Source organism: Streptantibioticus ferralitis, assembly GCF_029223525.1.
Taxonomy (GTDB): domain Bacteria; phylum Actinomycetota; class Actinomycetes; order Streptomycetales; family Streptomycetaceae; genus Streptantibioticus_A; species Streptantibioticus_A ferralitis.
On the sequence record NZ_JARHTQ010000038.1, the window covers coordinates 29,620 to 52,320 of the forward strand.

Genomic DNA, 22,701 nt, shown 5'->3' on the forward strand with positions numbered 1-22,701 from the left:
GAGTCGGCTTCTTCTCGCGGCGAGCACTTCTTGTCGCCGCGAGATCAGGTTGGGCCCTCACGTCGCGTGAGGTGCAAGCGGGAATCACCGGCCGGGTCGATCGGGCGGTGGCTTGCGCAGGCGTGCGGCGAGTACCGCCACGTCGTCCTCGGCGGCAGTGGTCATCAGTTTGGCGAGGATGCGGTCCAGCAGGGCGTCAAGGCTGATGTCGACGGGCGCGGCCAGGTCCGTCAGGCGGCGCAGCGAACGGTCGATGTCCTCGCCGCGCCGCTCCACCAGGCCGTCGGTGAACAGCAGCAGCACGGCACCGGCCAACGCCGGCCGTTCGACCGACAGGTAGCCGCCGAGGCCGGTGCCCAGTGGCGGCCCCGGCGGGACGGGCAGCAGTTCGATGTGGCCGTCCCTGTGCAGGGCGGCGGGCGGCAGGTGGCCCGCGCTGGCGTACGTCACGGTCTCCCGCTCCGGATCGGCGACCGCGAGCAGGCAGGTGGCGGGCCGGTCGGTGCCGGTGCCGATGATCAGCGCGTCGAGCTGTTCGAGGATCTGGTCCGGCGGCAGATCGGCGGCTGCCAGGACCCGCAGCATGGAGCGGTAGTGCCCCATGTCGACGGCCGCCTCCACGCCGTGGCCCATCACGTCCCCCATCGCCAACAGGGTCCGCCCGCCGGAGAGTTGGACGGTGTCGAACCAGTCGCCGCCCACCAGGGCGGTGCTGCCGGCCGGCAGATAGCGGGAGGCCACCTCCACCGTGGGCTGCGGGGTGGCGGGCTCGGAGAGCAGCGCCCGCTGCAGTTCCAGGGCGATGCCGTGTTCGCGGGTGTAGTGGCGGGCGTTGTCCAGGCTGATCGCGGCGCGGCCGGCCAGGTCCTGGGCGATGATCACGTCCTCCTCGGTGAAGTCCGGGGAGTCCCCGGCCCGGAACAGCGTCACGGTGCCGATCGGATGGCCCCTGGCGACCAGCGGTACCACCATTCCGGAGTGGAACCCGGCGGCCCGGCAGCGGGCCACGCGCTCGGTGTTCGCGGGGGCCCGGCCCGCCCCGGAGTGGGCGAACCCGTTGTCGACCAGCGGCCGTCCGGTCTCCAGACAGCTCGGGATCGCCGACCCGTTCCGGTACCGCACGTACTCCCCCGAGGCCTCGAACACCCCCGCCTGGCCGCGCAGCGACGGCACCACCGACACCGCGGCCCGGCGCAGCCGCAGGACCCCGCGCGGCGGCGGCCACAGCCCGTCCGCCTCCTCGGGCGGTACGACCTCGACGGTGACCGCGTCGGCGAGCACGGGGACCAGGAAATCGGCTAGTTCCGCGCAGGTGGTGTCCATCTCCAGGGTGGTGCCGATCCGGGTCGCCGCGGTGTCCAGCAGGGCGAGCCGCTCGCGGGCCTTCTCCAGGTCGTGCTGGACCTGCCGGGAGGCGCTGACCTCCAGCACGATGCCGATCAGGCCGATGACCCGGCCGTCCTGTTCCAGCCGGTGGTAGGCGCCGTGCCAATAGCGGCGTTCGTGGCCCGAAGCGGCCCGGGTGTGCCCGCTGGACGTGGCCTCCCGCGGCGTTCCGTCGGCCAGCACCTGGCGCAGCACGTCCTCCCTGGCTTCGAGCGCGGGCAGTACCTCGGCGATGGTCCGGCCGGTGTGTTCGGCGGCGGGTACGCCGTTCATCCGGGCCAGTGCGGGGTTGACGTAGACGTACCGCAGCTCGGTGTCCAGCACGCCGATCCCGGCGGTGGTGCCCTCCAGGATCTGGCGCAGGACCGGACTGGTCAGCGGGTCCGGAGGATCGGTGGCCACCGGAGTCCTCCTCGTCTGCCGTCGCGCCTGTCGGTATGGCCCGCATCCATCCTGATCCGTGGCCGGATCACCCGCATCCGGGCGTCAGCGAGCGGGCGGAAGCCGGTTGGCCACTTCTGCATGTTGCCTCAGGCGACAGATGGTCATTACAACTAGATGGGCGTACTGTGATCGAAGCGGCCCGGTGGCCGGATGCGCTGCGGGACCGTCAACGACGGGGGCAGAGCCGAGCCCCGGCTTCCGGGGCTGCCGACCGGAGGAGGAGAGACCGCCTTTGTGCGGGATCACCGGATGGATCTCCTACGACCATGACCCCGCCCGCGAGCAGGCCACGCTGGACGCGATGACCCAGACCGTGGCCTGCCGCGGCCCGGACGCCTCGGGGGTCTGGCTGGACCGGCACGCGGCGTTCGGACACCGCCGCCTCGCCGTCATCGACATCGAGGGCGGCAAGCAGCCGATGTCCGTCGAAGCCGACGGACGCACCCTGCTCGTGACGACCTACAGCGGCGAGATATACAACTACCGTGATTTGCGGGCCGAGTTGACCTCGCTCGGCCACACCTTCCGCACCAGCAGCGACACCGAAGTGGCGCTGCACGCCTACCTGGAGTGGGGCGAGGGGTTCACCGAGCGAAGGCGGTGAGCGGCGGTCGGACGACTTCCGTAGCCGACGGGGCGTCAACCCGGCCCCCGGCAGGGAACCCTCACCGGCAGGAGAACCCGCCCCGCCCCCGGCAGGGGATCACACGTCGGCGAGGAACGGCTTCAGGCGGCCCTGCCGGGCACGGTCGACCAGGGGGGTGCCAAGGCGGCCGGCGAGCGGGACGAGGACGGCGGCCAGCACGATGCCCACCACCGCGCCGACCAGCACATCGTGCGGGTAGTGCGCACCGACGTACACCCGCGAAGCACCCATCGCGGTGGCCGCCAGCACGGCCAGCCAGCCGATCCTGCGGTGGATCAGGAGCAGCGCGACGGCGGCCGAGAACGCGACCACCGTGTGGTTGCTCGGGAACGCCCAGTCCCCCGGTCCGGCGCACGTCTCCAGGTTGAAGCTGTGCGGAATCTGCTGGCAGGGCCGCCTTTCCTGGACGACGGACTTCAGCAGATCGTTGGCGACGTAGGCGACGACCACCACGATCGGCGCGGCCAGCACCCGCGTCATCATCCCGGACGGCTGCCGCCGGGCGGACCACCAGACGAGCAGCATCAGAACGGCGAAGATCACGATGCCGTACGCCGACCAGTACTTGATGAGGCTGTCCAGCCAGCTGGGCGCGGTGCGTGCCCAGTCGGTGATGTCCGTGTACAACCCGCCGTCGATCTGTGAGCCGTCGAAGGCCAGGCTGACGAAGGTGCTGTGGGCCACATCGGCGACAGGCGGTGCGAGCACGGGCGGCGTTCCTCCGATAATCAACGACGAGCGGCGGGCCGTACCGGCCCGCCAAATGTCTACAGACTCGTAGACTGTTGGCCAACTGTAGTCGACGGGAAAGGGGACGGAATCCCGTGACGGACATCGCGCGCCGCCCGGCCGGCGAGCTGGAGGCGGCCGTCCTCGCCGCCTTGTGGGCCGCCCACACCCCGCTGACACCACCACAGGTCCAGCAGTCGCTCGGCGGCACGTTGGCCCGTACAACGGTCGCCACGATCCTCGCCCGGCTGTACGACAAGGGCACCGTGGTGCGCAGCCGAGCCGGCCGCGCCTACGCCTACACCCCGGCGGTGGAGGACGAGGCCGCGCTGGCCGCCCGGCGCATGCACAGCGAGCTGGAGAAGGGCGACGACCGCAGCGGGGTGCTCGCCCGTTTCGTCTCCCGGCTCTCCCCCGACGACGAGCAGGTGCTGCGGCTGCTGCTCTCCCAGCCGCAACCGACGCCGAAGGGCGCCTCCCCCGACACGTCCCACGAGTCGGGTTCGCCCAGCCGACAGGGTGCACCGGAACCGAGGAGGCAGCAGTGACCTGGGCCGTCTGGGCGCCACTGCTCGCGCCACTGCTCGCCGTACCGGCCGCCCGCCGACTGGCGGACATCCTCGCGCCCCGGACCGCGGCGCTCCTGCTCGCCGCGACCGCCGCACTCCTCGCACTGCTCAGCACGGGCTCGCTGGCCCTGCTGACCGCCGCCGGGCTGCTGCGGATGCCGGTCATCGCCGCCCTCGGCCATCTGTCGGCGCCGCTGATGCGCCGTAGGAACCCCATCGACATGCCGGTCGGCGCGCTCGCAGCGCTCGCGCTGGTCGCCGTGGCCGTCGTGGCCCTCCGCGCCGCGCGTCGGCACCACACCGACCTGCTGCGCGCGGCGAGCGCCGTCGACCGGCACGGCAGCGCGGGCGATCTGACCGTTCTGCCCGATCCGGGGGCCGACGCCTACGCGCTGCCGGGCCGCCCCGGCCGGGTGGTGGTCACCGCGGGCATGTTGCGCAAACTCGACGCCAGCGAGCGCGAGGTGCTGCTCGCGCATGAGCGCGCGCATCTGCGCGGGCGCCACCATCTGCTGATCGTCTGCGCCGATCTGGCCTCCTGCCTGCATCCCGCGCTGCGCGGGCTGCAGGCGCCGCTCTCGTTCCATCTGGAGCGGTGGGCGGACGAGTCCGCCGCGACGGTGGTCGGCGACCGGCGGCTGACCGCCCGCGCCGTGGGCCGGGCGGCGCTGGCCGCGTCGGCCGCCCCGGCCGGACGCCGCCCCGCGGCGGCCCTCGCCGTCGCGGCCGGTCCGGTACCGCGCCGGGTCGCCGCGCTCCTGGAGGCGCCCCGGCCGCGCACACCCTGGTCCCGGCTGATCGCACTGCGCCCGGCGGCCGCCATCGCGGCCGTACTGGCCGCCTGCGTCCTCGCATCCGGGGTGAGCACGCTGGTGGCGGCGCACGACCTGCACGCCAACATCGAGTCCGCCCAGGGCCCGCATGAACACGACCATGGCCACGACCACGACCTGGTGCCCATTCCGGGCTAGGGCTGCCCGGCGGATCCTCGACGGCCGTCCCGGTCGGCTCGGCACCGCCGGTCCACCGCCCCGGCTACGGCGGGGGAAGGCCATCCGCCGCCCCGGGGGACGCGACGACCACGCCCGCGAGGCGCGGACGCACCGGCGAGGCCCCCCGCCGAGACGGCGAGCCACCACAAGACCGGCACTCACCGCTCCACCACGGCCCACGGACCAGCCCCTACGCCGGAAAATCCGGCCCCGGCGGCAACCGGATCCGGCCCGCCGCACGCCGTACAGCACGAGCCCGTATGCTCCGGGTCGCCGCGCGGCGCAGCGCACCACGATTTGCGTCTACACTCACGTAGACCTTCGCTGGACCGTCAGCACCGTCATCGACCGTCTTGACCGCCATTGAGGCTGGGCTCACAGCCGCAGAGGGGCGCACATGAACCTGACCCACGGATCACAGCTAGCCGTCAACGTCCTGGATCCCACCTCACTGCTGTCGTCGTTCGGCGCGATCGGCATCCTGGTGGTGCTGTTCGCCGAGACCGGCCTGCTGGTGGGCTTCTTCCTGCCCGGCGACTCACTGCTGTTCACCGCGGGCCTGTTCACCACGACCAGCTCGAAGTCAGTGATCCATCTGTCGCTGACCTGGGTGCTGATCGCCTCGGCGGTCGGCGCGCTGCTCGGCGCGCAGACCGGTTACCTCCTCGGACGGCGTGGCGGCCCCGCACTGCTCGCCCGGGTCAAGAACCCCAAGCTCCACGAGGCCGTCGAGCGCTCCGGCGAGATGCTGGAGAAGTACGGCTACGGCAAGGCGATCGTGCTGGCCCGCTTCATCCCGTTGGTGCGGACCGTGCTGAACCCGATGGCGGGCGCACTCGGCGTACCCGCCAAGGTCTTCACCATGTGGCAGATCGTCGGTGGACTGGTGTGGAGCCTGGGCGTCACCCTCGCCGGGCACGCGCTGGGCTCGACCATCCCGAACATCGACCACTACCTGCTGCCGATCATCGCCGTGGTGGTCATCCTGTCGCTGATCCCGGTGGCCCTGGAGATCCGGCGGGCCCGCCGGGCACCCGCGAACGCGGCCGGCGCGGTGAACCCGACGCCGGAACACAAGGCGTAAGCGCCACGTACCGCCCGATCCGTCAGCCCGTCGGCGTGCTTCCCCGCAGGAACGCGTCGCCGTGCTGGCGGATGTGCGTTTCCAGCGCCTGCAGGGCGCTGTCCACGGCCTCGTGTGAGCCCGATCCGCGCTGCTCGGCGTAGTAGGCGGCGCCGAGCTTGCGCAGCAGGTCGTGCCCGGTGCGCTGCGCCTGCACCTCTTCGACCTTCTCCTTGCCCACATCCAGTCCGCGCTGGGCGACTTCCTTGGCTCGGTCCAGGAATCCGGTCATGCCGTGCCCTCCGTAACATCGGTGCGTACCAGATCAACGTTTCCGCCTGAAGACGGAGTTCCGCACCCGGGCGGCGGACCGGCTGAGCCATCCGGGGTTCCGCCGATGTTTCTCGTCGAGCGCTTCCGGTCAGGTACCCGAACAAGCGATACTCCGAATCAGGAAGCCCATCACATAGCCGTAGGTCGCCGCTGGTGACCGTGGCGAGAGCGAGGCTGCAGGATGTTCAGGAACGGACTCGAACCGTGGCACATCATCCTGGTCGTGCTGGTGTTCGTGTTGCTGTTCGGATCCAGGAAGCTTCCGGACGCCGCGCGCGGCATCGGCAAGTCACTGCGCATCCTGAAGTCGGAAACCCGCGCCCTGCGGGAGGATGACGCGGACACCGGCGATTCGGCCGGTTCGAGCGGCAGTGGCTCGGCCGCCCCCGGCGCGGACACCGCCGCCCAGGAGGGCAAGTCCCAGGAGGCCCTGGAGCACAAGCCCGCCCCGCAGTCCGCCTCGGACCCCAGCACGGCCAAGGACCGGCACCACACGGCGTAGCCGCTCCGCCAACTCCCCGCGCCCGGCCGGTTGTTGACGGCCACTTGACGAAGTGCGGCGGCGCACACTGGCGGCCCCCAGCGCACTGGCACAGGATCGGAAGGCCCGCAAGCCACGGGAATTCGGATCACCACGGTCAGTGCGGCTGGCCCATCCGTCGAGGGAGCGCTACGGACATGACCAATGTCGCCGTCATCTACTACTCGTCCACCGGAAGCACGTACAAGCTCGCCGAGGCCGCGGCGGCCGCCGCGCAGAAGGCGGGCGGCGAAGTACGGCTGCGCAAGATCGCCGAACTGGACCCGCAGGCCGCCGCCTCCACCCGCGACGGCGCGGCCGAACACCGCGCCGCCACCGCCGACGTCCCCGAGGCCACGCCCGAGGACCTGGAATGGGCCGACGCCATCCTGCTCGGCACCCCCGTCCACTTCGGCCTGCCCGCACCGCAGTTGATGCACTTCATCAACGGCACGTCCGCGCTCTCCATCCCGGGCAGGCTGCTCGACAAGGCGGTGTCCGCGTTCGCCTCCGGCTCCGCGAACCAGGGCGGCCAGGTCAGCGCGATCCTCGCGCTGCACAACGCCATCTGCCACTGGGGTTCGGTCATCGTCCCCACCGGCTCCACCGACCCGGTGCTGTACGAGCCGAACAACGGCAACCCCTACGGCGTCAGCAGCACCACCAAGAACGAGACCGGCTACGTCCACGACGAGAACCTCGCCGCGATCGACTTCCAGACCCGCCGCACCATGGAGATCGCCGCGGCGATAGCCCGCGGCGCCGAGGCCGTCTGACGCCATGGCCACCGTTGACGACCACCGCGCTCCGTTCGCCGCCACGGTGGCCACCATCTGCCTCGTCGGCATGGTCGCCGTCGGCCAGTTGTACGTGACGATTCCGCTGATGCCCCGGATGAGCGCCGCATGGGGTGTTTCGCAGGCCTCCGCCGCATGGACGACGACCACCTTCGCCGTCGCCTATGCGTGCGGTTCGCTGCTGAGCGGTCCGCTGTCGAACCGCTACGGCCGGCGCGCGGTGATGACCGTGAGCACCGCGGCGATGGCCTTCGCCACCGCCCTGGTGCCGTGCGCCACCAGCCTCGGCACCGGCTCGGCGTTCCGCGCGTTACAGGGGTTGCCGGCCGGGGCGTTCGTGCCGATGTCGTACTCCTATCTCAGCGCGCGGGTTCCGGCGCGGCGGCTGCCGCTGGCGCTGACCACCGTGTCCTGCTGCCTGGGCGGCACCGTGGTCATAGGCCAGGTCGAGGCGCAGCTGCTGGAGTCCGCGTTCGGCTGGCGGGCGGTCTTCTGGATCACCGCGCCGTTGCTGCTGCTGGGCGCCGGGGCCACCGCCAGGGTGCTGCTGCCCGACCCGGCGCGGTCCCCGCGCCGGGCGGCGCCCGGCCCGGTATCCGGCGCCGCGCTGCCGGTGCGGCGGCTACCGCTGTACCTGGTCACCCTGACCGTCGCCGGAAGCCTGACGGCGGTCTACACCGGGGTTCAGTTGTACGGGCCCAAGGAACTGGTCGGCCATGACGGCGCGATGCTCGCGCTGCGCGCCAGTGGCCTGCCGGCGCTGCTCGCCTCGGTACTGGCCGCGCCGCTGCTCGGCCGGATCCCCGCGCCCCGGCGGGCGGCGGGCTGCTCGGCGGTGGCCGCGGCGGGGCTGGTGGGCGCCGCGGTGTGCGCGAACAACGTGGTCGGGCTGGCGGTCGCGCTGTTCGTCTTCATGCTGGGCCTGGCCAATGTCGGCCCGGCCCTGGTGCAGACGATCGGCAGCAGTGCGGGGGCCGCGCAGACCACCGCCATCGCCGTCTACGGCTTCATGCTCAACCTCGGCGGCGGCGTGGGCGCCCAACTACCGCCGCCCATCGGGAACCTGTCCGCGCTGACGCTGGTCCTCGCGGCGGTACTGGCGGTCACCGTGGCCGTCATCGGCCTGACCGCCAGGTCATCCGGAAAGCCGGTGCTCGAAGCACGCGTTCCGGTGCCCGACTACCTACCGGCGGGCAACCCTACGGCGGGCCACAGCCAGACCATGTCGAAGATGAGGGGGCAATGACGATGGACGCCGCCATGGTGGACGAATACCTCGGCCGGATCGGCGCGACCCGGCCGCGGCGCGCGGACCTCGACGCGTTGCGCGAACTACAGGAACGGCATGTGCTGTCGGTGCCGTTCGAGAACCTCGACTACCACCTCGACGAAGACATCTTCCTCGACGAGCGGGTGGTGCAGAAGATCGTGCGCGACCGTCGCGGCGGCGGGTGCTACGAGTTGAATCCGTCGTTCGGCTTCCTGCTGACGGCGCTCGGCTACCAGGTCGGCATTCTCGGCGCCCAGGTGCGCCGCCCGGACGGCCTCGGCTCACCGCTCGGCCACCTGGTGCTACGGGTGGATCTGGAGGAACCCTGGCTGGTCGACGTGGGCTTCCGGAAGAACAGCAGACTGCCGTTGCGGATCGCCTCGCCGGACGTCCAGCCGGACCCGCACGGCGACTACCGGTTGACCAGGACGGAGAACGGCGCGATCGACGTGTCCGCGGACGGTGCTCCGCTGTACCGGGTGGACGACCGGCCGGTCCGGCTGCAGGACTTCCGGCCCACCTTGTGGTGGTTCCGCACCTGCCCGGACTCCCCGTTCCTGCAGGACCTGTTCTGCTCGCTGCCCACCACCGACGGCCGGGTCACCCTGAAGGGCGATCGGCTGACCCGTACATCCGGCGGTGAGCGGTCCACCGAGGTACTGCCCGACGACGACGCGATCCGCGCCGCGTACCGCAAGTTCTTCGGCTTCGAACTCGACACACTGCCGACCGCGCCAGTGGTCGCGCCGGGCTCCTCCGGCGTCCAACTGGACTGAGACCACAGCGCAATTCAGCAGCGACATCGCAGCGCCTCCAGGAGTGGCTATGACTTCGCAATCCGTCCCCAGCGTTGACGTCGGCAGCGATGAGCCGATCACCGATGTGACCGACCCCGCACAACTGCCCGTTGTGTTCATGCACGCCTTCAACCGCGGCGATCTCGACACGATCGACAAGCTGTTCGAGCCCGGTGCGATAAGGGTGCTGACCCCCGGCGAGGTGGTCACCGGCGAAGGCCGGCGCAGTGCGACCCGCAGTTTCCTCAAGCTCGGCATTCCCATCAGGCTGACCGTCCGGCACAGCTACGTCTATGACGATCTCGCCCTGCTTCTCGGCGACTTCCTCATCGAGGGGACGAAGCCGAACGGCGAGTACGTCCGTATGGAGGGCACCGCGACCGATGTGGTGCGCCGGGACGCGAACGGTTTCTGGCGGTACGCGATCGACAACCCGCCCGGCACCGAACGCGAGGTGGCCCGCCCCTGACCGTCAAGTCCAACGACCATTAACGGAACCGTCGTTCGCACGGCGAACGGCGGTTCTCGGCCGCCTCGGCGACTACCGGCCAAAGGCTGCGACCAGTTGACAAAGTGCGGCGACAGCAATGGCCGCGCTCCCTGCCCTGGAACAGGATTGGGTCACCCGGCCGACCACGTGGCGTCGGCGCGGCGTACCCATTCGTGAGAAGCATCCGTGAGGGAGCACTACGGCCATGACGAATGTCGCCATCATCTACTACTCGGGCACCGGAAACGTCCACAAGCTCGCCGTCGCCGCGGCCGCCGCGGCGGAGAAGTCGGGTGCCGATGTGCGCCTTCGCAGGGTTCCCGAACTGGTCAACGAGTCCCTCGCGCCGGACTTCACGGAATGGACGCAGGCCTGGGAGGAGCACGCGGCGGCGGTCCGGGACGTCGCCCTGGCGAGCGTCGACGACCTCGACTGGGCGGACGCGGTGCTGTGGGGCACTCCGGGCCGTTACGGGCTGCCGGCCGCGCCGCTCAAGCAGTTCATCGACCAGTCCTTCGCACTGCACGCCCGGCGTGGTCTGGTGAACAAGGTGATGTCCGCCTTCACCTCCACCGGAACCCAGCACGGCGGCCAGGAGAGCACGATCCTGTCGCTGAGCAACGTCTTCTACCACTGGGGCGCGATCATCGTCCCGCCGGGCGTTGTCGACGACATCCAGCTGGCGCCGTCCAACGGCAACCCGTACGGGGTCAGCGCGGTCGCCGGGCTGCAGGCCGTTCCCGGGCATCTGGCGGAGAACGTCACCGATGACAACCTCGCCGCCATCGAATTCCAGACCCGGCGCACGATCGAAATCGCCACCGCACTCCGCAAGGGCCTTTCGGCGGACTGAACGGAACCACTCCTCGTCACCCCCTCATGGGGCCCGCAATGAGCGTGTGCGGGCCCCGCTTTCATGGTGCCGCGATAACGCTTGCGGTTATCCCCGCAGGTGTGCCGAACACCCACCGCGGCCGTGTGACCAAGGTGACAGAGTCCCTGGGACGCGCTTTCTCCGCCGTGCGCCACGGTGCCAGCATGTTATGTGCCGACGAACCCGTGTGCCGGTTTCACGCTGAGGAAGAGGACAGATGTTTAGGATTCCCAAGAACAAAAACCTTCTCTATCTCGGAATCGTGGCCGAGCAGGCTGCGGTCAAGAATGGCGACACGGCGATCACACTTGACCACGATCTGGAAAGCCTGGGAGTTGGCCGGGAGCTGACCCTCAGGCAGTTCGCCCATCATGTCGCCGATATCGCCAACCGGTTGTGGGCCGCCGGGGTGCGCCCGAGCGAGCATGTGGTGATCCACAAGTCCGCCAGCTTCGACATCTGCGTCTACGCGTGCGCCGCCGCCCGCATCGGCGCGGTGCCGGTGATGCTGTCATCCCTGTTGGACGGGCCGACCGTGGCCGCGCTGCTCGACCGGCTGAAGGGCGCCTCGCTGCTCACCGACGAGGCCAAGTTGATCGGGCCGTTGGCTGATGTCCCGTTGCCGGAACTCACCGCCCGGGTGGTCACGGTGACCGGCTCCCACCCGGCGGCCGTTTCGATGGCCGACCTGACGGGCGCACCGGAACGCAAGCCGGTGCTGCTGGACGCCGACCAGCCGGCGCTGATGACCCACACGTCGGGAACGACCGGCATACCCAAGCTGGTCGTGCACACCGCACGCTCGATCGGTGCCCGTGAGGCCTGGCAGAACCGTGTGGTGTCCATGATCCGCAAGCCCGAGACGGTGCTGATGCACGTGAGTTACGTGCACTCGCGGATGTACCCCGGGTTCGCGGTGCTGGCCAAACGCGGCATGCCGATGGTCTTCCTGAAGGACGCCCAGCCCGACAAGGTCGCCGACGCACTCGTCGAACACCGGCCCGGAGTCTTCGAGACCCACCCCAACTCCTTCCTGGAGTGCGAGGCGATACTCGACGACCCGCGCGACCCGATCGCCAGTGTGCGGTTCTTCAACTCCACGTTCGACGCGATCCACCCGAGCACCATGCACAAGTTCCTGCACGCCTCGAAGCGCCGCCACCCGGTGTTCCTCCAGGTGTACGGGCAGAGCGAGTGCGGTCCGATCGCCGGGCGCACGGTCACCCGTAAGAACGCGCTCACCATGGACAGCCGCTGCCAGGGCTATCCGCTGCCGGGGCTCGGCAAGTACCGCCTGGTCAGCCGCAACGGCGCCAAGCCGACGCGGGAGACCCCCGGATACATCGATGTGGCCACCGCCGGGCGGGCGTTGACGTACTACGGCGAGGAGGAGCGGTTCAACAAGCAGGTGATGGATGAGTGGTGGCGCGGCAACGACGTCGGCTACCGCACCAAGTGGGGCTGTCTGCACCTGCTGGACCGTGAGGTGGATGTCATCCCGACCATCCACAGCACCCTTGAGGTGGAGGACACCCTGCTGCACCGGCTGGCGGAGCTGACCGAGTTGGTCATCGTGCCGGGGCCGGAGCAGCAGCCGGTTCCCGTGGTGTGCACCAAGGACGACCGTCCGCTGGACCTCGCCCGCTGGCGCGAGGCGGTCGCCGACCAGGCGCCGATGTCCGACCCCGTGGAGATGCGGCTGTCCGATCTGCCGCGTACCGCGACCGCGAAGATCCAGCGCATCGAGCTGGCCCGGCGACTGCGCGAGGACCTCGAACAGGCCTCCTGAGCGGGTCACTTGACCCAACGCGCGGATCGCGCGCCGTACGCCGACCTGACACTTTCTCCGGAGGGGGGTTGTGGACGATGTTCCGGACATTCATTATCCAGGATATGAAGATAAACGAAGGTGTGGAGTGGGCAGTGCACTGCTGCCTGAACCTGTCCTGGGTCGCGCCGGATCGGACTGTGACCGCGGCCAAGCTGGCCGCCTTCTACAACCTGCCGACCGCCTACCTGAACAAGCAGTTGCAGGCCCTGGGACGGGCGGGCATCGTCTCCTCGATCTCCGGCCCACGCGGCGGCTTCCAGCTCGCACGGCGGCCGGAGAAGATCACGCTGATGGATGTGATCGCCGCGATCGAAGGCCCTGAACAGGCCTTCCGCTGCACCGCGATCCGGCAGCGCGGACCCGCGGGCGACCTCGACGCGGCGGACGGTTACCGCAAGCCGTGTGCGGTCTCCCAGGCCATGCGGACCGCCGAGTTCGTCTGGCGCAAGGAGCTCGCCTCGCGCACGGTGGCCGACATCAAGGCCGCCGTGGAGCGCAGCACCCCGCAGGCACCGGCCCGCGTCCGCCGCTGGTTCGACAACTCCCGTACCTGACCGAACCGTTACCCAAGGCCACTCCTCGGCCTGGAAGGCACCGCATAGGAGGTGATCCTGGATGCCTGATATCCCGTTAACCCGCTCGCTCATGACAGTCCCAGGCTCCACCCGTCCCCCGCCCCCACCAGGCCGACCCCGAAAGCCATGACCTCCGCTTCAGATGCGAACCGATCAGCCCGTCTCCACCGCTTCACTCCTCCCGAGGGAAAGGGACTGCAATGTCTTCTGCAGCCGTAGACGCCGCAACGGCACCGCGGCGCCGCCACCTGGGCCTGCTGCTGGCCCTGTTGGCATTCGCCCAACTCATCATCTCGATCGACTACAACATCGTTTACGTGGCGCTCCCTGACATCGGCCACGGGCTGGGCTTCTCCTCGCAGACCCTGCAGTGGGTGATCAGCGCGTACGCGGTGGCGTTCGGCGGCTTCCTGCTGCTCGGCGGGCGGGCCTGCGACCTGTTCGGGCCGCGCCGGATGTTCGTGCTCGGGCTCTCCCTCTACGGCGCCGCCTCGCTGATCGGCGGACTCGCGGTGAACCCCGCGATGCTGATCGCCGGGCGCGCGGTGCAGGGCATGGGCGGTGCGTTCCTCTTCCCCGCCACCCTGACGCTGGTCGGCACCAGCTTCGCCGAGGGCAAGGAGCGCAACCGTGCCTTCGCAGTCTGGGGCACCGCCGGTGGTAGCGGCATGATCCTCGGCTCGCTGCTCGGCGGCGTGCTGACCCAGGCCTTCGGCTGGGAGGCGGTCTTCTACGTCAACGTTCCGCTGGCCGTCATCGCGATCCTGTTCGCTTTCCCGCTGATCGCCCCGGACGCCGCCCACGCCGTTGGCCGCAAGTTCGACCTCGCCGGTGCGCTGACCGCCACCGTCGGCGTGACCGCCGTGGTCTTCGCCCTGGTCCAGGGCCCGGTCTCGGGTTGGGGCGCGCCCACCATCGTGGTCGCCGCGATCGCCGGTGCGGCCCTGTTGCTCGCCTTCTTCGTCATCGAGAAGCGCAGCTCCGACCCGCTGATGCCGCTGCGGCTGTTCGGCAACCGCAACCTGAGCACCGGCGTCGGCGTCACCTTCCTCTACATGGCCACCTTCGGCACCCTGCTGTACTTCCTCACCGTCTACTTCCAGAGCGTGCACGGCTACAGCGCCCTGCAGACCGGTCTCGCCTACCTGGTTCCGATGGTCGCCATCTCCGCCGGCGCCCAGCTGGCCGGTCGGTTCGCGACCCGCTTCGGCATCCGCGCCATCATGATCGCCAGCCTGGTCATCGGCGGCGTGGGCACCGTGATCGTCGGCCTGACGATGTCGGCGGGCGCCTCCTACGCCGTCCTGATCCCGGGCCTGATCGTCCTCGGCCTCGGCCAGGGCGCCGGCTACACCCTGATGTTCGGCGCCGCGGCCATCGGCGTCGACGCCTCGGAGCAGGGCATCGCCTCCGGCGTGGCCTCCACCACCCAGCAGGTCGGTGGCGCGGTGGGCCTGGCGATCCTGGTCGCCATCGCCAACTCCGGCACCAAGGGCCTGACCGGCCAGGCACTGCGTACGGCCACCACGGGTGGCCTGCGTGAGGCGATCTTCATCGCCGCGGCCGGTATCGCGGTCACGACCGTCGTCGCCCTGGGCTTCAAGCGCCCCGGGAAGACGGCTCCCGTCATCGAGCCCACCGAGCAGCTGGCGTCGATCGTCGACGAGCAGGTGGCCCAGGTCTGATCCCCGTCCCACCCCCAAGCTCCGCCCTCGCGCTCTATTCCCCCGGGAGCGCGAGGGCGGATCCTTGCCCGCAAGTCCCGCCTGCTTGTGGGGACTTCTGGGGGCAAGCCCCCAGACCCCCGGGCGCGGGGGCGGATCCCTGCCCGCAAGCTCCTGCTGCTTGTGGGGACGTCTGGGGGCGAGCCCCAAGGCCCCCCGGTGCGAGGCCGGATCCCTGCTCGCAAGTCCGGTCTGCTCGTCGGGACTTCTGGTGGCGAGACCCCAGGCCCCCCCGGCGCGAGGCCGGACCCCTGCTCGCAAGTTCCGCCTGGATGTGGATCCTTCCGGGGCAAGGTCCCCGACCCCCGGGCGCGGGGTCTCCGTCTGGCGGCCATGCCCCCAAGCCCCGCGGGTCAGGCTTCGGAGGGCTTCTCCCCCATCGCGGCTCGCAGCCAGTCCAACGTGCCGATGGACAGCAATTCATCGGCCAGGCGCCTGGCTGTGCTGGTGACCAGACGTCCGCGGCTGCTGTCGATCCACCGCTGGGCGTTCTCGTAGCCCTGCGACCGGTATTCGATGCCCTGGAGCAGGCACTCAAGCTTGTCCGCGTCCCGCGCGCAGATCGCTTCGGGCGTCTGCCGCGCCTCGTACTCGGCCACGGTCGCGCGCACTGCACTGGCGAGCACATCGGGCATCCCAGCAACCTGATCCCCCGTCACCGTCACAGGATCAGCCGCTGTCGCGTACTTCTTGCCGAGGCGGTTCACATCACCGGTCCGAGCCTCCTGCGAGTCATGCCACACGGCCAGATGCGCGGCCTGCGCAGGGTCGGCGCCCTCCAGGGTGGCGATGACCGAGGCCAGCAAGGACGTCCGCCACGAGTGCTCGGCAACGCTCTCCGGATCCCGAACCCCCGCCATCCACCAGCCGGTACGGCGAACCTGCTTGAGCGTCCCCGCCTCGAACAGGAAACGCGCAACCGCCGTCAAATCGTCGTCCATCGCTGTCCCATCTCTCCGAGACGGAGCATCCCTCTCGGGGCACTGGTCACCAAGCCAGCGGTTTATTACGGCCGTTGAAGCATTGCAACTCCGCCGCGCGGCGTACTCTGAAGGTCAAGCCCTCTGGCGGGTTGCCGTGTATGCGTGTCCACACCGCCGTGCTAACTCCGCAAACTGCTCTGGGGAGCCAAACGCCCATCGTCACGCCTCTGACGCGTGCCGGGAGTACCGTTCTGGACATCGAGGCCGGAACGGAGTTCATGATGCCGGATTCTCTGAACGATCGGGCGGGGATCGGGCGGCGCATCGCGCAGGCCCGTAAGGCACGAGGGCTGACACAGACCGAGCTGGCCCGGCGCATCCCATGCTCGAAATCCCTCATCGCGCAGGTCGAACGAGGCCACAAGCCAGCGAGTCCGTCACTCACCGCCGGTGCCGCCCGTGCCCTCGGGGTCAGGCTGGAGCAGCTCACCGGGCAGCCCTACGAAGATGCGCGACAAGGTCGCGTGCACAACACCATTCCGCATATTCGCCGGTCCCTGCTTTCCTGGGACCTTCCTGACGAGGATTTGCCGGCTCGCCCGGCCGAAGGCCTCGCCTCAGACGTTGCCGGGGCATCGCTACTCGGCCGCAGAGCCCGCTATGCGCAGCTTGGGCAGATGCTGCCCGCACTCCTCGACGAGTTGTGCACTGCCTGTCACGCTGCCGACGGCCGTGAACAGCACCGCCTTTTCGGCATGCTGTCGGAGGCGTACACCGGAGTCACCGCGATCGCCTATGCGGTCGGCGAGTTCGACCTGCGTTCGCTGGGCATGGACCGGGTGCAATGGGCCGCGCAGCAGTCTGGTGATCCGCTACGCGTGGCCCGTACCCAGTGGCAGCGGTCCACACTATTCATGCAGGCCGCCGCATACGACCGCGGCATACGGCTGCTCGACAGGATCCGCGGTGACCTCGGCGACGACATCGCCCGCATGGAACCGGTGATGCTCTCCGTGTACGGGGCCGCGCATCTGCGATCAGCCATGTTCGCGGCCCGCGCCTCGAACGCCCAAGCCGCCTGGGACCACATCTCCGAAGCACGTGACACGGCCCGGGTGCTGGGGGCTGACGCCAATCACTATGGGCTGGAGTTCGGGCCGACGAACGTCGACATTCACGCCTTGGGAGTCGCGGTCGAGTTGTACGACGGGCCGCGAGTCGCCCGCCTGGCGGAGTCGACGAGGCTTCCGGCCGGGATCGCGCCGGTGCGGGCGGGACGCTGGTACATGGACCTGGCGAAGGGCTGGCTGGACTACGGCCAGCGCGACAACGCCATCGCAGCGATCACGGCTGCCCGGAAGGTGTCACCGGAGCAGGCTCGGAACCACCCTCAGGTCCGGGAAACGGTGCGAACTCTCATCGAGTTGGAGAAGTACCGGAAGGATTCGCTGGTCGGGCTGGCTCACTGGCTGGGCATCGCGTGAAGTTTCACGGCTTGTGAAACTCACCCCGTTGCATAGTGGGCAGGCTGTGTGTTGTCGACCACACACCGCTCATGGAGTCAGTCTTGACAAGCCATCAGACGCCCCTTGTGTTCATTTACGACCGCTGCGCTACACAGGACACGAGGGAGTTGGAGCGCCGACTCAAAGCCTGCGCCGAGTACGTCAGCACGTATGGCTGGGGCTTCGGTGGCTGGTGGCGCGACAGCGGCGACTACGCCCTCACGAACGACCGCCGCCCCGCCTTCGACACACTGCTCCGGACGATGCAGGCCGTAGGGGACTGCCCGCGGGTGTGCCTGGTCTACGACTGGGATCGCCTGAGCCGGGACGTACAGGCCCGTGACCTGATGACGCGGCACGTGCTCTTGCTCGGCGCCTGGGTGGAGACCTGCGACGGCGAGAAGCGCACCCCCAGCGGCAAGCACCGGCAGGTGGGGCGCCTGACCTCGGGGCCGGTCAGCCCATGAACACCGCCCGACGAGTGGGCCCGTTGGACGGGCTGGGCGGCCGGGGTGTCCCAGTCGTGCAGCTCGGCTCCGGCGACTTCCCCGCCGCCTTGTCCTGATCCGCCCGCATCGGCGGCGACACGGAGCGGTGGAGGGGAAGCCTGCACGGTGGCGCCGGCGCCTGGCAGGCGGTAGCGGCTGCCTCCAGACAGGTGTGGCGCGTGCCCAGATCTCCTCGGCATGCTCCGTCCTCAACGGGCCGCCGGCATCCACGCGACGGGCTCGTTCGGCCCTTGTGGCCCAACCCTGCCCGGTTCGCCCGCCGACTCGCGACGTGGCCCAAGTGGCTACCGGGAGAGCATGCTTGCGTAGGCTCGCCGCATGGACTGGAGCGGGAGGACCTGGGGCGTCACCGGCCCGGAGCAGCAGGCGTACTACCCATGTGACCGTCTCGTGGAAGGCCCAGCCGAGGGATGGACACGGGCCGTCGACGTCGCGGCGCCGCCCAGCCTCGGCTTCCGTTGGCTGCGGCAGTTGACCCTCGCGCCGTACAGCTATGACTGGATCGACTTCCGCAGACGCAAGAGTCCGCGTGTACTTGTCTCAGGACTACCGGACCTAGCCGTCGGACAGCCGTTCCTCGTCTTCGAAATCGCCAGCTTCGCGACCGACAGGCACATCACCGGTGTACTCGCGGCCCAACTTGCCGAACCGCACGGGCAGATGGCGGTGAGCTATACCGTGCGTCCGCTCGGGGACGGCTGCCGCCTGGTGGTCAAGGTCGTCACCGAAGCCCGGGGACCACTCGCCCGCAGACTGCGCCGCAGGCTGCTCGCCTGGGGCGATCTTGTCATGATGCGCAAGCAGCTTCTGACGCTCAAGAAGCTGGCCGAGCGCGATGCCAGCGCATAGACCGAGGCTCTCAAAGGACGGCCGAGGAGAACACCGCCCAGTTCCGGCTGCCGAAGCGGGCCACCGCGTATCCGTACGGCAGCCGCAGCACGGCACCGGCCAGCATGGGAGTGGCCACCAGCAGGAACTTCTCGCCGGGCGTGAAGCCCAGGCCGGTCCTGGGAGACATGAAGAGCACCAGGACCGACCACAGGCTCCACACCGAGAATCCGACGTGTCCGCACAGGACCGAAACGATCAGGTTCCGGCGGGCGACGTACCGCGCTCCGCGCTCCCAGAAGCGCTCGCCCTCCGGATCCCAGCGCTCGATCCGTTGCCCGGCACGGGACGGCGTGCGATGCCCGAAGTTGGACGGTTCGTTCGTCATCCCTCCTCGGGCTTCGCCCAACTGACGTTACGTCACTTCTGCAGGGCCCGGTCCACCATCGGCCCGGCCGCACCGGTGTAGGACGCCGGGTCGCACAGCTCGGCCAACTCGCGGGGGCTGATCCGGCCCTCCAGTTCCGGGGCCTGCGCCAGCACCTTGTGCAGCGGGCGCCCGGACTTCTCCGCGGTGGTGGAGGCCCAGGTCAGCAGCTGCTTGGCCGCGGACTTCCCCAGCTGCGGTGCCAGCACCGCAGCGATCCGCTCCGAGACGACCTGGCTGCCGGTCATGTCGAGGTTGTCCCGCATCCGCCCGACCCGAACGGTCAGCCCCTCGGCCAGCTCGACCGCGGTGTGCGCGGCGCCGCCGGTGAGCCGCAGACACTCCCGCAGCAGCTGCCACTCGGCGTGCCAGGCACCGGCCGAACGCTCGTCCTCGGAGACCAGGCACTGGGTCAACCCGGCCGACAGCACCGGGACTTGCAGGGCGGCGCTGCGCAGCATGGTGGCCAGCACCGGATTGCGCTTGTGCGGCATCGCGGACGAACTGCCGCGGCCCAGCGCGGTCGGCTCGGTCACCTCGCCGACCTCGGTCCTGGTCAGCGACTGCACATCGACCGCGATCTTCCCGAGCGCCCCGGCGGTGAACGCCAGGGCGGACGCGAGATCGGCGATCGGGGTGCGCAGCGAGTGCCAGGGCAGCACCGGCCGGGCGAGCCCGGTCTCGGCGGCGAAGGCGTCCAGCAGCCGGTCGAGGTAGTCGCCCGGGTCCGGCCGCCCGCCGTGCTGCCCGCCGCCGTCGATCGCCGCGTACTCCAGGTACCCGGCCAGGGTCCCGGCCGCGCCGCCCAGCGCGACCGGGAGGCCCGATTCGAGTACCTGGCCGAGACGGTGGTCGGCGTCCAGCACCAACTGCCGCCAGCCCGCCGCCTTCAGCCCGAACGTGGTGGGCACCGCGTGCATCGCCAGGGTGCGGCCCGCCATCAGCGTGTCCCGGTGCCGCCCGGCGAGACCGGCCAACGCGGTGGCGGTGCGCCCCAGGTCCGCCCGGATGAGCCGCAGCGTCCGGGCGGCGACCAGCATGGCGCCGGTGTCGAAGATGTCCTGACTGGTGGATCCGCGGTGGACGTACTCCGCGGCGGTCAGGTCGACATCGGCCACGATCCTGGACAGCGCCTGGACCAGGCCGACCACCGGGTTGGCGGTCTCCCGTGCGGCGACCGCCAGGGCCCGCAGGTCGAGGCGTTCGGCGCGGGCCACCGTGGTGATGGCGTCCGCCGCGCTCTGCGGCAGGGTGCCGAGCCCGGCCTGGGCACGGGCCAGCGCCGCTTCCGCGTCCAGCATGGCCTGTAGCCAGGCCTGGTCGCAGACCGCCTCCTCGGCCGGGGTTCCGGCCCGAACCGGCGACAGCAGCCCGGTGTCCGCGTGGGCGTCCGGCGGCCTGGTCATACGACCACGCCGGTCAGGTCGATGTCGTTCACCACCGGACGGACCGCCGTCGGCACATGCGCCACCGGCGGCAGGGCCAGCACCGCGCGGGCGATCGCGTCGGAGTCGCCGAGCGTCACCGAGTCGACCCCGGGCCGGATCCCGGCCGCGGTCACCCAGTGCACGGACTCGGTGGGTACCCCGTAGGCGAACCGGCGCGGATGCGCCCGGCCGCGCGCGTCCAGGATCCGGTACGGCGTCTCGGTGACCGCGAGACCGCCGGTCTCGTAGACCGTGCCGTGCGAGCCGGAGATGCGGTACGGGGCCGCCTGGTCGGTCTGCAGCAGGTGCAGCAGCAGCGGATCGTCGGTGCGGCGCAGGTCGGGCTCGGGCAGCCGGGCCTCGATCAGCGCGGTGGACCGGATCGGCGGCCCCGGCACCACCGTGGACTCGGCGACGAACGCCGGGGTCGTGGTGTCGAGCCGGATCTGGGTGCCGGGACCGGTGATGACCAGGATCCCGGCCTCGATCAGCGCCATCATCTCCTCGATGCGGGAGACCGGCGGGCCGATGGACAGGAAGGCGTTGAGCGGGGTGTACCAGCCCTCCAGGTCGTCCCGGTGCGAGTTGCCCTCCAGGCCGCCGTGGTCGACCGCGAGACGGATCTCGTTGCGCAGGTCGCGCAGCACGTCGAGGGCCGCCTTGAGCGGGCCGCTGAGGTTGCCCTGCCGGGCCGCGGCGACGTCCTTGGCGAGGTAGTCGAGCAGCCAGGCCTTGAAGTCCTCCCGGTCAGCGAACTCCCGTCCCAGGTACGGCTTGGACAGCCGCTCCCAGTCCCACCGGTCGGCGATCCCGATGCCGCACGCGTCGAGCAGCCCGTCCCGCTCGGGCCCCTCGGGCAGCGCCAGGTACCGTTCGACGAACGCGTCGCGTTCGCCCTCGCGGCCCCGGGCCTGCAGCAGGGTGCCGTAGTAGACGCTCTCCACCTCGCGGGAGATCAGCGGCCACAGCTCGGTCGCGAAGACCAGCGGCTCACCGTCCTGGGCGCGTTGCCGCAGCCCGGCGATGAACTCGGCGGTGAGCAGCTTCGGGTAGTACCGCCCGAAGGCGCCCTTCTCGTTCTCACCGCGGGCGTGGTAGGGGACGCCGCGTCGCGAACTCGCGTACAGCCGGGGCTCCTGGCCGGACGGCCGGTAGACGAGGTGGTCGCCGACACGGTCGAAGCGGCCGCCGCGGCCGACGGTGAACAGCGCCATGTGGTCGAAGAAGTTCAGCCCGAGACCGCGCAGCAGCACGGCCTGGCCGGGCTCGATCCCGCTCAGGTCGAGGTCAGCGGGGTTGGCCGGGGTGATGTAGGTGAGGTAGTGGATGCGGGCCAGGCTCGCCGTGCGCGCCTCGCGGGGGGTCAGCCGGGCCGGTACGTGCCCCTGCGCCAGGATGACGGCGTCGAGTTCGTTGAGCCGGGTGCCGTCCTCCAGGCGGACGCCCTGCGGGCCGCCGGAGACGCCGTGTGTGTCGGCCATGGCCACGGCACGGGACCGGTGCACATGGATGGTCACGTGCTCGGGGGCGCCCGCGACGACCCGCTGGAAGCTGTCGTGCAGATAGCGCCCGTAGAAGGCGCGGGTGGGGTAGGAGTCCGGGCCGAGCTTCTCGGCCTCGGCCAGGGTTTCCTCGTCGTAGCTGTCGAGCTGGCTGAGTACGGAAAGGCTCTCGGCCCATTCGTACAGGGTCGGTCCGGGCTCTATGGGCCCGTCGATCCGCGAGCTGTCATCGGTGAAGACGGTTATCTGCGACGCCACCGTGTTCATCAGGAGGTGGCGGGACTGCTCCGGGCGCCATACGGTTCCGGCGCCGGGGGCGGACGGGTCGACGACGTGCACGACCACGGTGGCGTGCGAGGGCGCCTTCCGCTCGTTCGCGCACAGCCGTTCCACCACGGACAGCCCGCGGGGTCCGGCACCGACGACGCAGACCTCGACATGACTGCTGCTCATGCGGGCACTCCGTTTCTGGGCAGGGAAGCATGGGGTCGACTACTCATCGGGGAACCGCGGACGATCGCGTACGGGCGATCGCGCCGC

General features: G+C 70.3%; 22 protein-coding genes and 2 pseudogenes. 17 read left to right on the forward strand and 7 right to left on the reverse strand.

The annotated features are described in order from the left end of the window. Positions 1–84 precede the first annotated feature (84 nt). Positions 85–1,788 (reverse strand): SpoIIE family protein phosphatase, encoded by a 1,704-nt coding sequence (locus P2L57_RS34710; RefSeq protein WP_275821559.1) that lies wholly within the window; start codon positions 1,786–1,788, stop codon positions 85–87. A 274-nt stretch (positions 1,789–2,062) separates the two neighbouring features. On the opposite strand from P2L57_RS34710, the pseudogene P2L57_RS34715 reads away from it, so the two are divergent. Beyond that, positions 2,063–2,425, forward strand: a pseudogene (locus P2L57_RS34715) (asparagine synthase (glutamine-hydrolyzing)); the annotation flags it as partial. A gap of 108 nt (positions 2,426–2,533) precedes the next feature. Here the strand turns inward: P2L57_RS34715 and P2L57_RS34720 are convergent. Then, positions 2,534–3,184 (reverse strand): phosphatase PAP2 family protein, encoded by a 651-nt coding sequence (locus P2L57_RS34720; protein WP_275821561.1) that lies wholly within the window; start codon positions 3,182–3,184, stop codon positions 2,534–2,536. Between the two features lie 116 nt (positions 3,185–3,300). Between P2L57_RS34720 and P2L57_RS34725 the strand changes: the two genes are divergently transcribed. The 3 genes from P2L57_RS34725 (at position 3,301) to P2L57_RS34735 (ending at position 5,850) form a co-directional block, all read left to right on the forward strand. Next, positions 3,301–3,753 carry a BlaI/MecI/CopY family transcriptional regulator gene (locus P2L57_RS34725; protein ID WP_275821563.1) on the forward strand — a complete coding sequence of 151 codons (453 nt, stop codon included), beginning with the start codon at positions 3,301–3,303 and terminating at the stop codon, positions 3,751–3,753. Then, positions 3,750–4,745, forward strand: a complete 996-nt coding sequence (locus tag P2L57_RS34730) for a M56 family metallopeptidase (RefSeq protein ID WP_275821565.1) — start codon at positions 3,750–3,752, stop codon at positions 4,743–4,745. Before P2L57_RS34725 ends, P2L57_RS34730 begins: the two co-directional genes overlap by 4 nt. Positions 4,746–5,163: 418 nt before the next feature. Beyond that, the gene (locus P2L57_RS34735) at positions 5,164–5,850 is read left to right on the forward strand and encodes a DedA family protein (protein ID WP_275821567.1); all 687 of its coding nucleotides are present in this window, start codon (positions 5,164–5,166) and stop codon (positions 5,848–5,850) included. A 22-nt stretch (positions 5,851–5,872) separates the two neighbouring features. Here the strand turns inward: P2L57_RS34735 and P2L57_RS34740 are convergent, their stop codons facing one another. Then, a complete protein-coding gene (locus tag P2L57_RS34740) occupies positions 5,873–6,121 on the reverse strand; it encodes a hypothetical protein (protein WP_275821568.1) in 249 nt (82 codons plus the stop codon). A 222-nt stretch (positions 6,122–6,343) separates the two neighbouring features. On the opposite strand from P2L57_RS34740, the gene tatA reads away from it, so the two are divergent. From tatA to P2L57_RS34785, 9 genes are all read left to right on the forward strand, one after another. Further along, on the forward strand, positions 6,344–6,664 hold the full coding sequence (tatA, locus tag P2L57_RS34745; protein ID WP_275821570.1) for a Sec-independent protein translocase subunit TatA: 321 nt from the start codon (positions 6,344–6,346) through the stop codon (positions 6,662–6,664). 176 nt (positions 6,665–6,840) lie between these two features. After that, positions 6,841–7,458: a flavodoxin family protein gene (locus P2L57_RS34750; RefSeq protein WP_275821573.1), complete on the forward strand. Its 618-nt coding sequence runs from the start codon at positions 6,841–6,843 to the stop codon at positions 7,456–7,458. Between the two features lie 4 nt (positions 7,459–7,462). Beyond that, complete coding sequence (locus P2L57_RS34755; protein WP_275821575.1) at positions 7,463–8,725, forward strand: MFS transporter; 1,263 nt, start codon at positions 7,463–7,465, stop codon at positions 8,723–8,725. Beyond that, on the forward strand, positions 8,722–9,525 hold the full coding sequence (locus P2L57_RS34760; RefSeq protein ID WP_275821577.1) for an arylamine N-acetyltransferase family protein: 804 nt from the start codon (positions 8,722–8,724) through the stop codon (positions 9,523–9,525). Before P2L57_RS34755 ends, P2L57_RS34760 begins: the two co-directional genes overlap by 4 nt. 49 nt (positions 9,526–9,574) lie before the next feature. Further along, the gene (locus P2L57_RS34765) at positions 9,575–10,015 is read left to right on the forward strand and encodes a YybH family protein (RefSeq protein WP_275821579.1); all 441 of its coding nucleotides are present in this window, start codon (positions 9,575–9,577) and stop codon (positions 10,013–10,015) included. A gap of 226 nt (positions 10,016–10,241) precedes the next feature. Then, the gene (locus tag P2L57_RS34770; RefSeq protein WP_275821581.1) at positions 10,242–10,889 is read left to right on the forward strand and encodes an NAD(P)H-dependent oxidoreductase; all 648 of its coding nucleotides are present in this window, start codon (positions 10,242–10,244) and stop codon (positions 10,887–10,889) included. Positions 10,890–11,127: 238 nt separating this feature from the next. Then, positions 11,128–12,699, forward strand: a complete 1,572-nt coding sequence (locus P2L57_RS34775) for a class I adenylate-forming enzyme family protein (RefSeq protein ID WP_275821583.1) — start codon at positions 11,128–11,130, stop codon at positions 12,697–12,699. Positions 12,700–12,803: 104 nt separating this feature from the next. After that, on the forward strand, positions 12,804–13,295 hold the full coding sequence (locus P2L57_RS34780; protein WP_275821585.1) for an RrF2 family transcriptional regulator: 492 nt from the start codon (positions 12,804–12,806) through the stop codon (positions 13,293–13,295). A gap of 221 nt (positions 13,296–13,516) precedes the next feature. Further along, positions 13,517–15,001, forward strand: coding sequence for an MFS transporter (locus P2L57_RS34785; protein WP_275821587.1), 1,485 nt, complete (start codon positions 13,517–13,519; stop codon positions 14,999–15,001). A 392-nt stretch (positions 15,002–15,393) separates the two neighbouring features. Here P2L57_RS34785 and P2L57_RS34790 read toward each other — a convergent pair whose 3' ends face one another. After that, positions 15,394–15,981: an HD domain-containing protein gene (locus tag P2L57_RS34790; protein WP_275821589.1), complete on the reverse strand. Its 588-nt coding sequence runs from the start codon at positions 15,979–15,981 to the stop codon at positions 15,394–15,396. Between the two features lie 263 nt (positions 15,982–16,244). On the opposite strand from P2L57_RS34790, the pseudogene P2L57_RS34795 reads away from it, so the two are divergent. From P2L57_RS34795 to P2L57_RS34810, 4 genes and pseudogenes are all read left to right on the forward strand, one after another. Further along, positions 16,245–16,388, forward strand: a pseudogene (locus P2L57_RS34795) (helix-turn-helix domain-containing protein); the annotation flags it as partial. A gap of 252 nt (positions 16,389–16,640) precedes the next feature. Then, entirely contained in the window at positions 16,641–17,447 is an 807-nt protein-coding gene (locus tag P2L57_RS34800; protein ID WP_275821627.1) for a hypothetical protein, read from the forward strand. Between the two features lie 83 nt (positions 17,448–17,530). Beyond that, entirely contained in the window at positions 17,531–17,935 is a 405-nt protein-coding gene (locus tag P2L57_RS34805) for a recombinase family protein (protein WP_275821591.1), read from the forward strand. Between the two features lie 360 nt (positions 17,936–18,295). Next, on the forward strand, positions 18,296–18,826 hold the full coding sequence (locus tag P2L57_RS34810; RefSeq protein WP_275821593.1) for a hypothetical protein: 531 nt from the start codon (positions 18,296–18,298) through the stop codon (positions 18,824–18,826). Positions 18,827–18,836: 10 nt separating this feature from the next. Here P2L57_RS34810 and P2L57_RS34815 read toward each other — a convergent pair whose 3' ends face one another. The 3 genes from P2L57_RS34815 to P2L57_RS34825 are packed head-to-tail and all read right to left on the reverse strand — an operon-like array spanning position 18,837 to position 22,614. Then, on the reverse strand, positions 18,837–19,193 hold the full coding sequence (locus P2L57_RS34815) for an MFS transporter (protein ID WP_308292548.1): 357 nt from the start codon (positions 19,191–19,193) through the stop codon (positions 18,837–18,839). Positions 19,194–19,225: 32 nt separating this feature from the next. After that, positions 19,226–20,638 carry a nitrosuccinate lyase gene (locus tag P2L57_RS34820; RefSeq protein WP_275821595.1) on the reverse strand — a complete coding sequence of 471 codons (1,413 nt, stop codon included), beginning with the start codon at positions 20,636–20,638 and terminating at the stop codon, positions 19,226–19,228. Further along, a complete protein-coding gene (locus P2L57_RS34825) occupies positions 20,635–22,614 on the reverse strand; it encodes an FAD/NAD(P)-binding protein (protein WP_275821597.1) in 1,980 nt (659 codons plus the stop codon). The genes P2L57_RS34820 and P2L57_RS34825 overlap by 4 nt, the downstream gene beginning before the upstream one ends. Between the last annotated feature and the right edge of the window lie 87 nt (positions 22,615–22,701).

Excerpts from the sequence above, each read along its gene's own strand:
- P2L57_RS34750 (WP_275821573.1), top strand. The coding sequence starts at position 6,841 with ATGACCAATGTCGCCGTCATCTACTACTCGTCCACCGGAAGCACGTAC.
- P2L57_RS34765 (WP_275821579.1), top strand. The coding sequence starts at position 9,575 with ATGACTTCGCAATCCGTCCCCAGCGTTGACGTCGGCAGCGATGAGCCG.
- P2L57_RS34780 (WP_275821585.1), top strand. The coding sequence starts at position 12,804 with ATGAAGATAAACGAAGGTGTGGAGTGGGCAGTGCACTGCTGCCTGAAC.
- P2L57_RS34815 (WP_308292548.1), bottom strand. The coding sequence starts at position 19,193 with ATGACGAACGAACCGTCCAACTTCGGGCATCGCACGCCGTCCCGTGCC.
- P2L57_RS34735 (WP_275821567.1), top strand. The coding sequence starts at position 5,164 with ATGAACCTGACCCACGGATCACAGCTAGCCGTCAACGTCCTGGATCCC.
- P2L57_RS34820 (WP_275821595.1), bottom strand. The coding sequence starts at position 20,638 with ATGACCAGGCCGCCGGACGCCCACGCGGACACCGGGCTGCTGTCGCCG.
- P2L57_RS34825 (WP_275821597.1), bottom strand. The coding sequence starts at position 22,614 with ATGAGCAGCAGTCATGTCGAGGTCTGCGTCGTCGGTGCCGGACCCCGC.
- P2L57_RS34785 (WP_275821587.1), top strand. The coding sequence starts at position 13,517 with ATGTCTTCTGCAGCCGTAGACGCCGCAACGGCACCGCGGCGCCGCCAC.
- P2L57_RS34770 (WP_275821581.1), top strand. The coding sequence starts at position 10,242 with ATGACGAATGTCGCCATCATCTACTACTCGGGCACCGGAAACGTCCAC.
- P2L57_RS34810 (WP_275821593.1), top strand. The coding sequence starts at position 18,296 with ATGGACTGGAGCGGGAGGACCTGGGGCGTCACCGGCCCGGAGCAGCAG.
- P2L57_RS34760 (WP_275821577.1), top strand. The coding sequence starts at position 8,722 with ATGACGATGGACGCCGCCATGGTGGACGAATACCTCGGCCGGATCGGC.
- P2L57_RS34755 (WP_275821575.1), top strand. The coding sequence starts at position 7,463 with ATGGCCACCGTTGACGACCACCGCGCTCCGTTCGCCGCCACGGTGGCC.
- P2L57_RS34800 (WP_275821627.1), top strand. The coding sequence starts at position 16,641 with ATGCTGCCCGCACTCCTCGACGAGTTGTGCACTGCCTGTCACGCTGCC.
- P2L57_RS34775 (WP_275821583.1), top strand. The coding sequence starts at position 11,128 with ATGTTTAGGATTCCCAAGAACAAAAACCTTCTCTATCTCGGAATCGTG.
- P2L57_RS34740 (WP_275821568.1), bottom strand. The coding sequence starts at position 6,121 with ATGACCGGATTCCTGGACCGAGCCAAGGAAGTCGCCCAGCGCGGACTG.
- P2L57_RS34790 (WP_275821589.1), bottom strand. The coding sequence starts at position 15,981 with ATGGACGACGATTTGACGGCGGTTGCGCGTTTCCTGTTCGAGGCGGGG.
- tatA (WP_275821570.1), top strand. The coding sequence starts at position 6,344 with ATGTTCAGGAACGGACTCGAACCGTGGCACATCATCCTGGTCGTGCTG.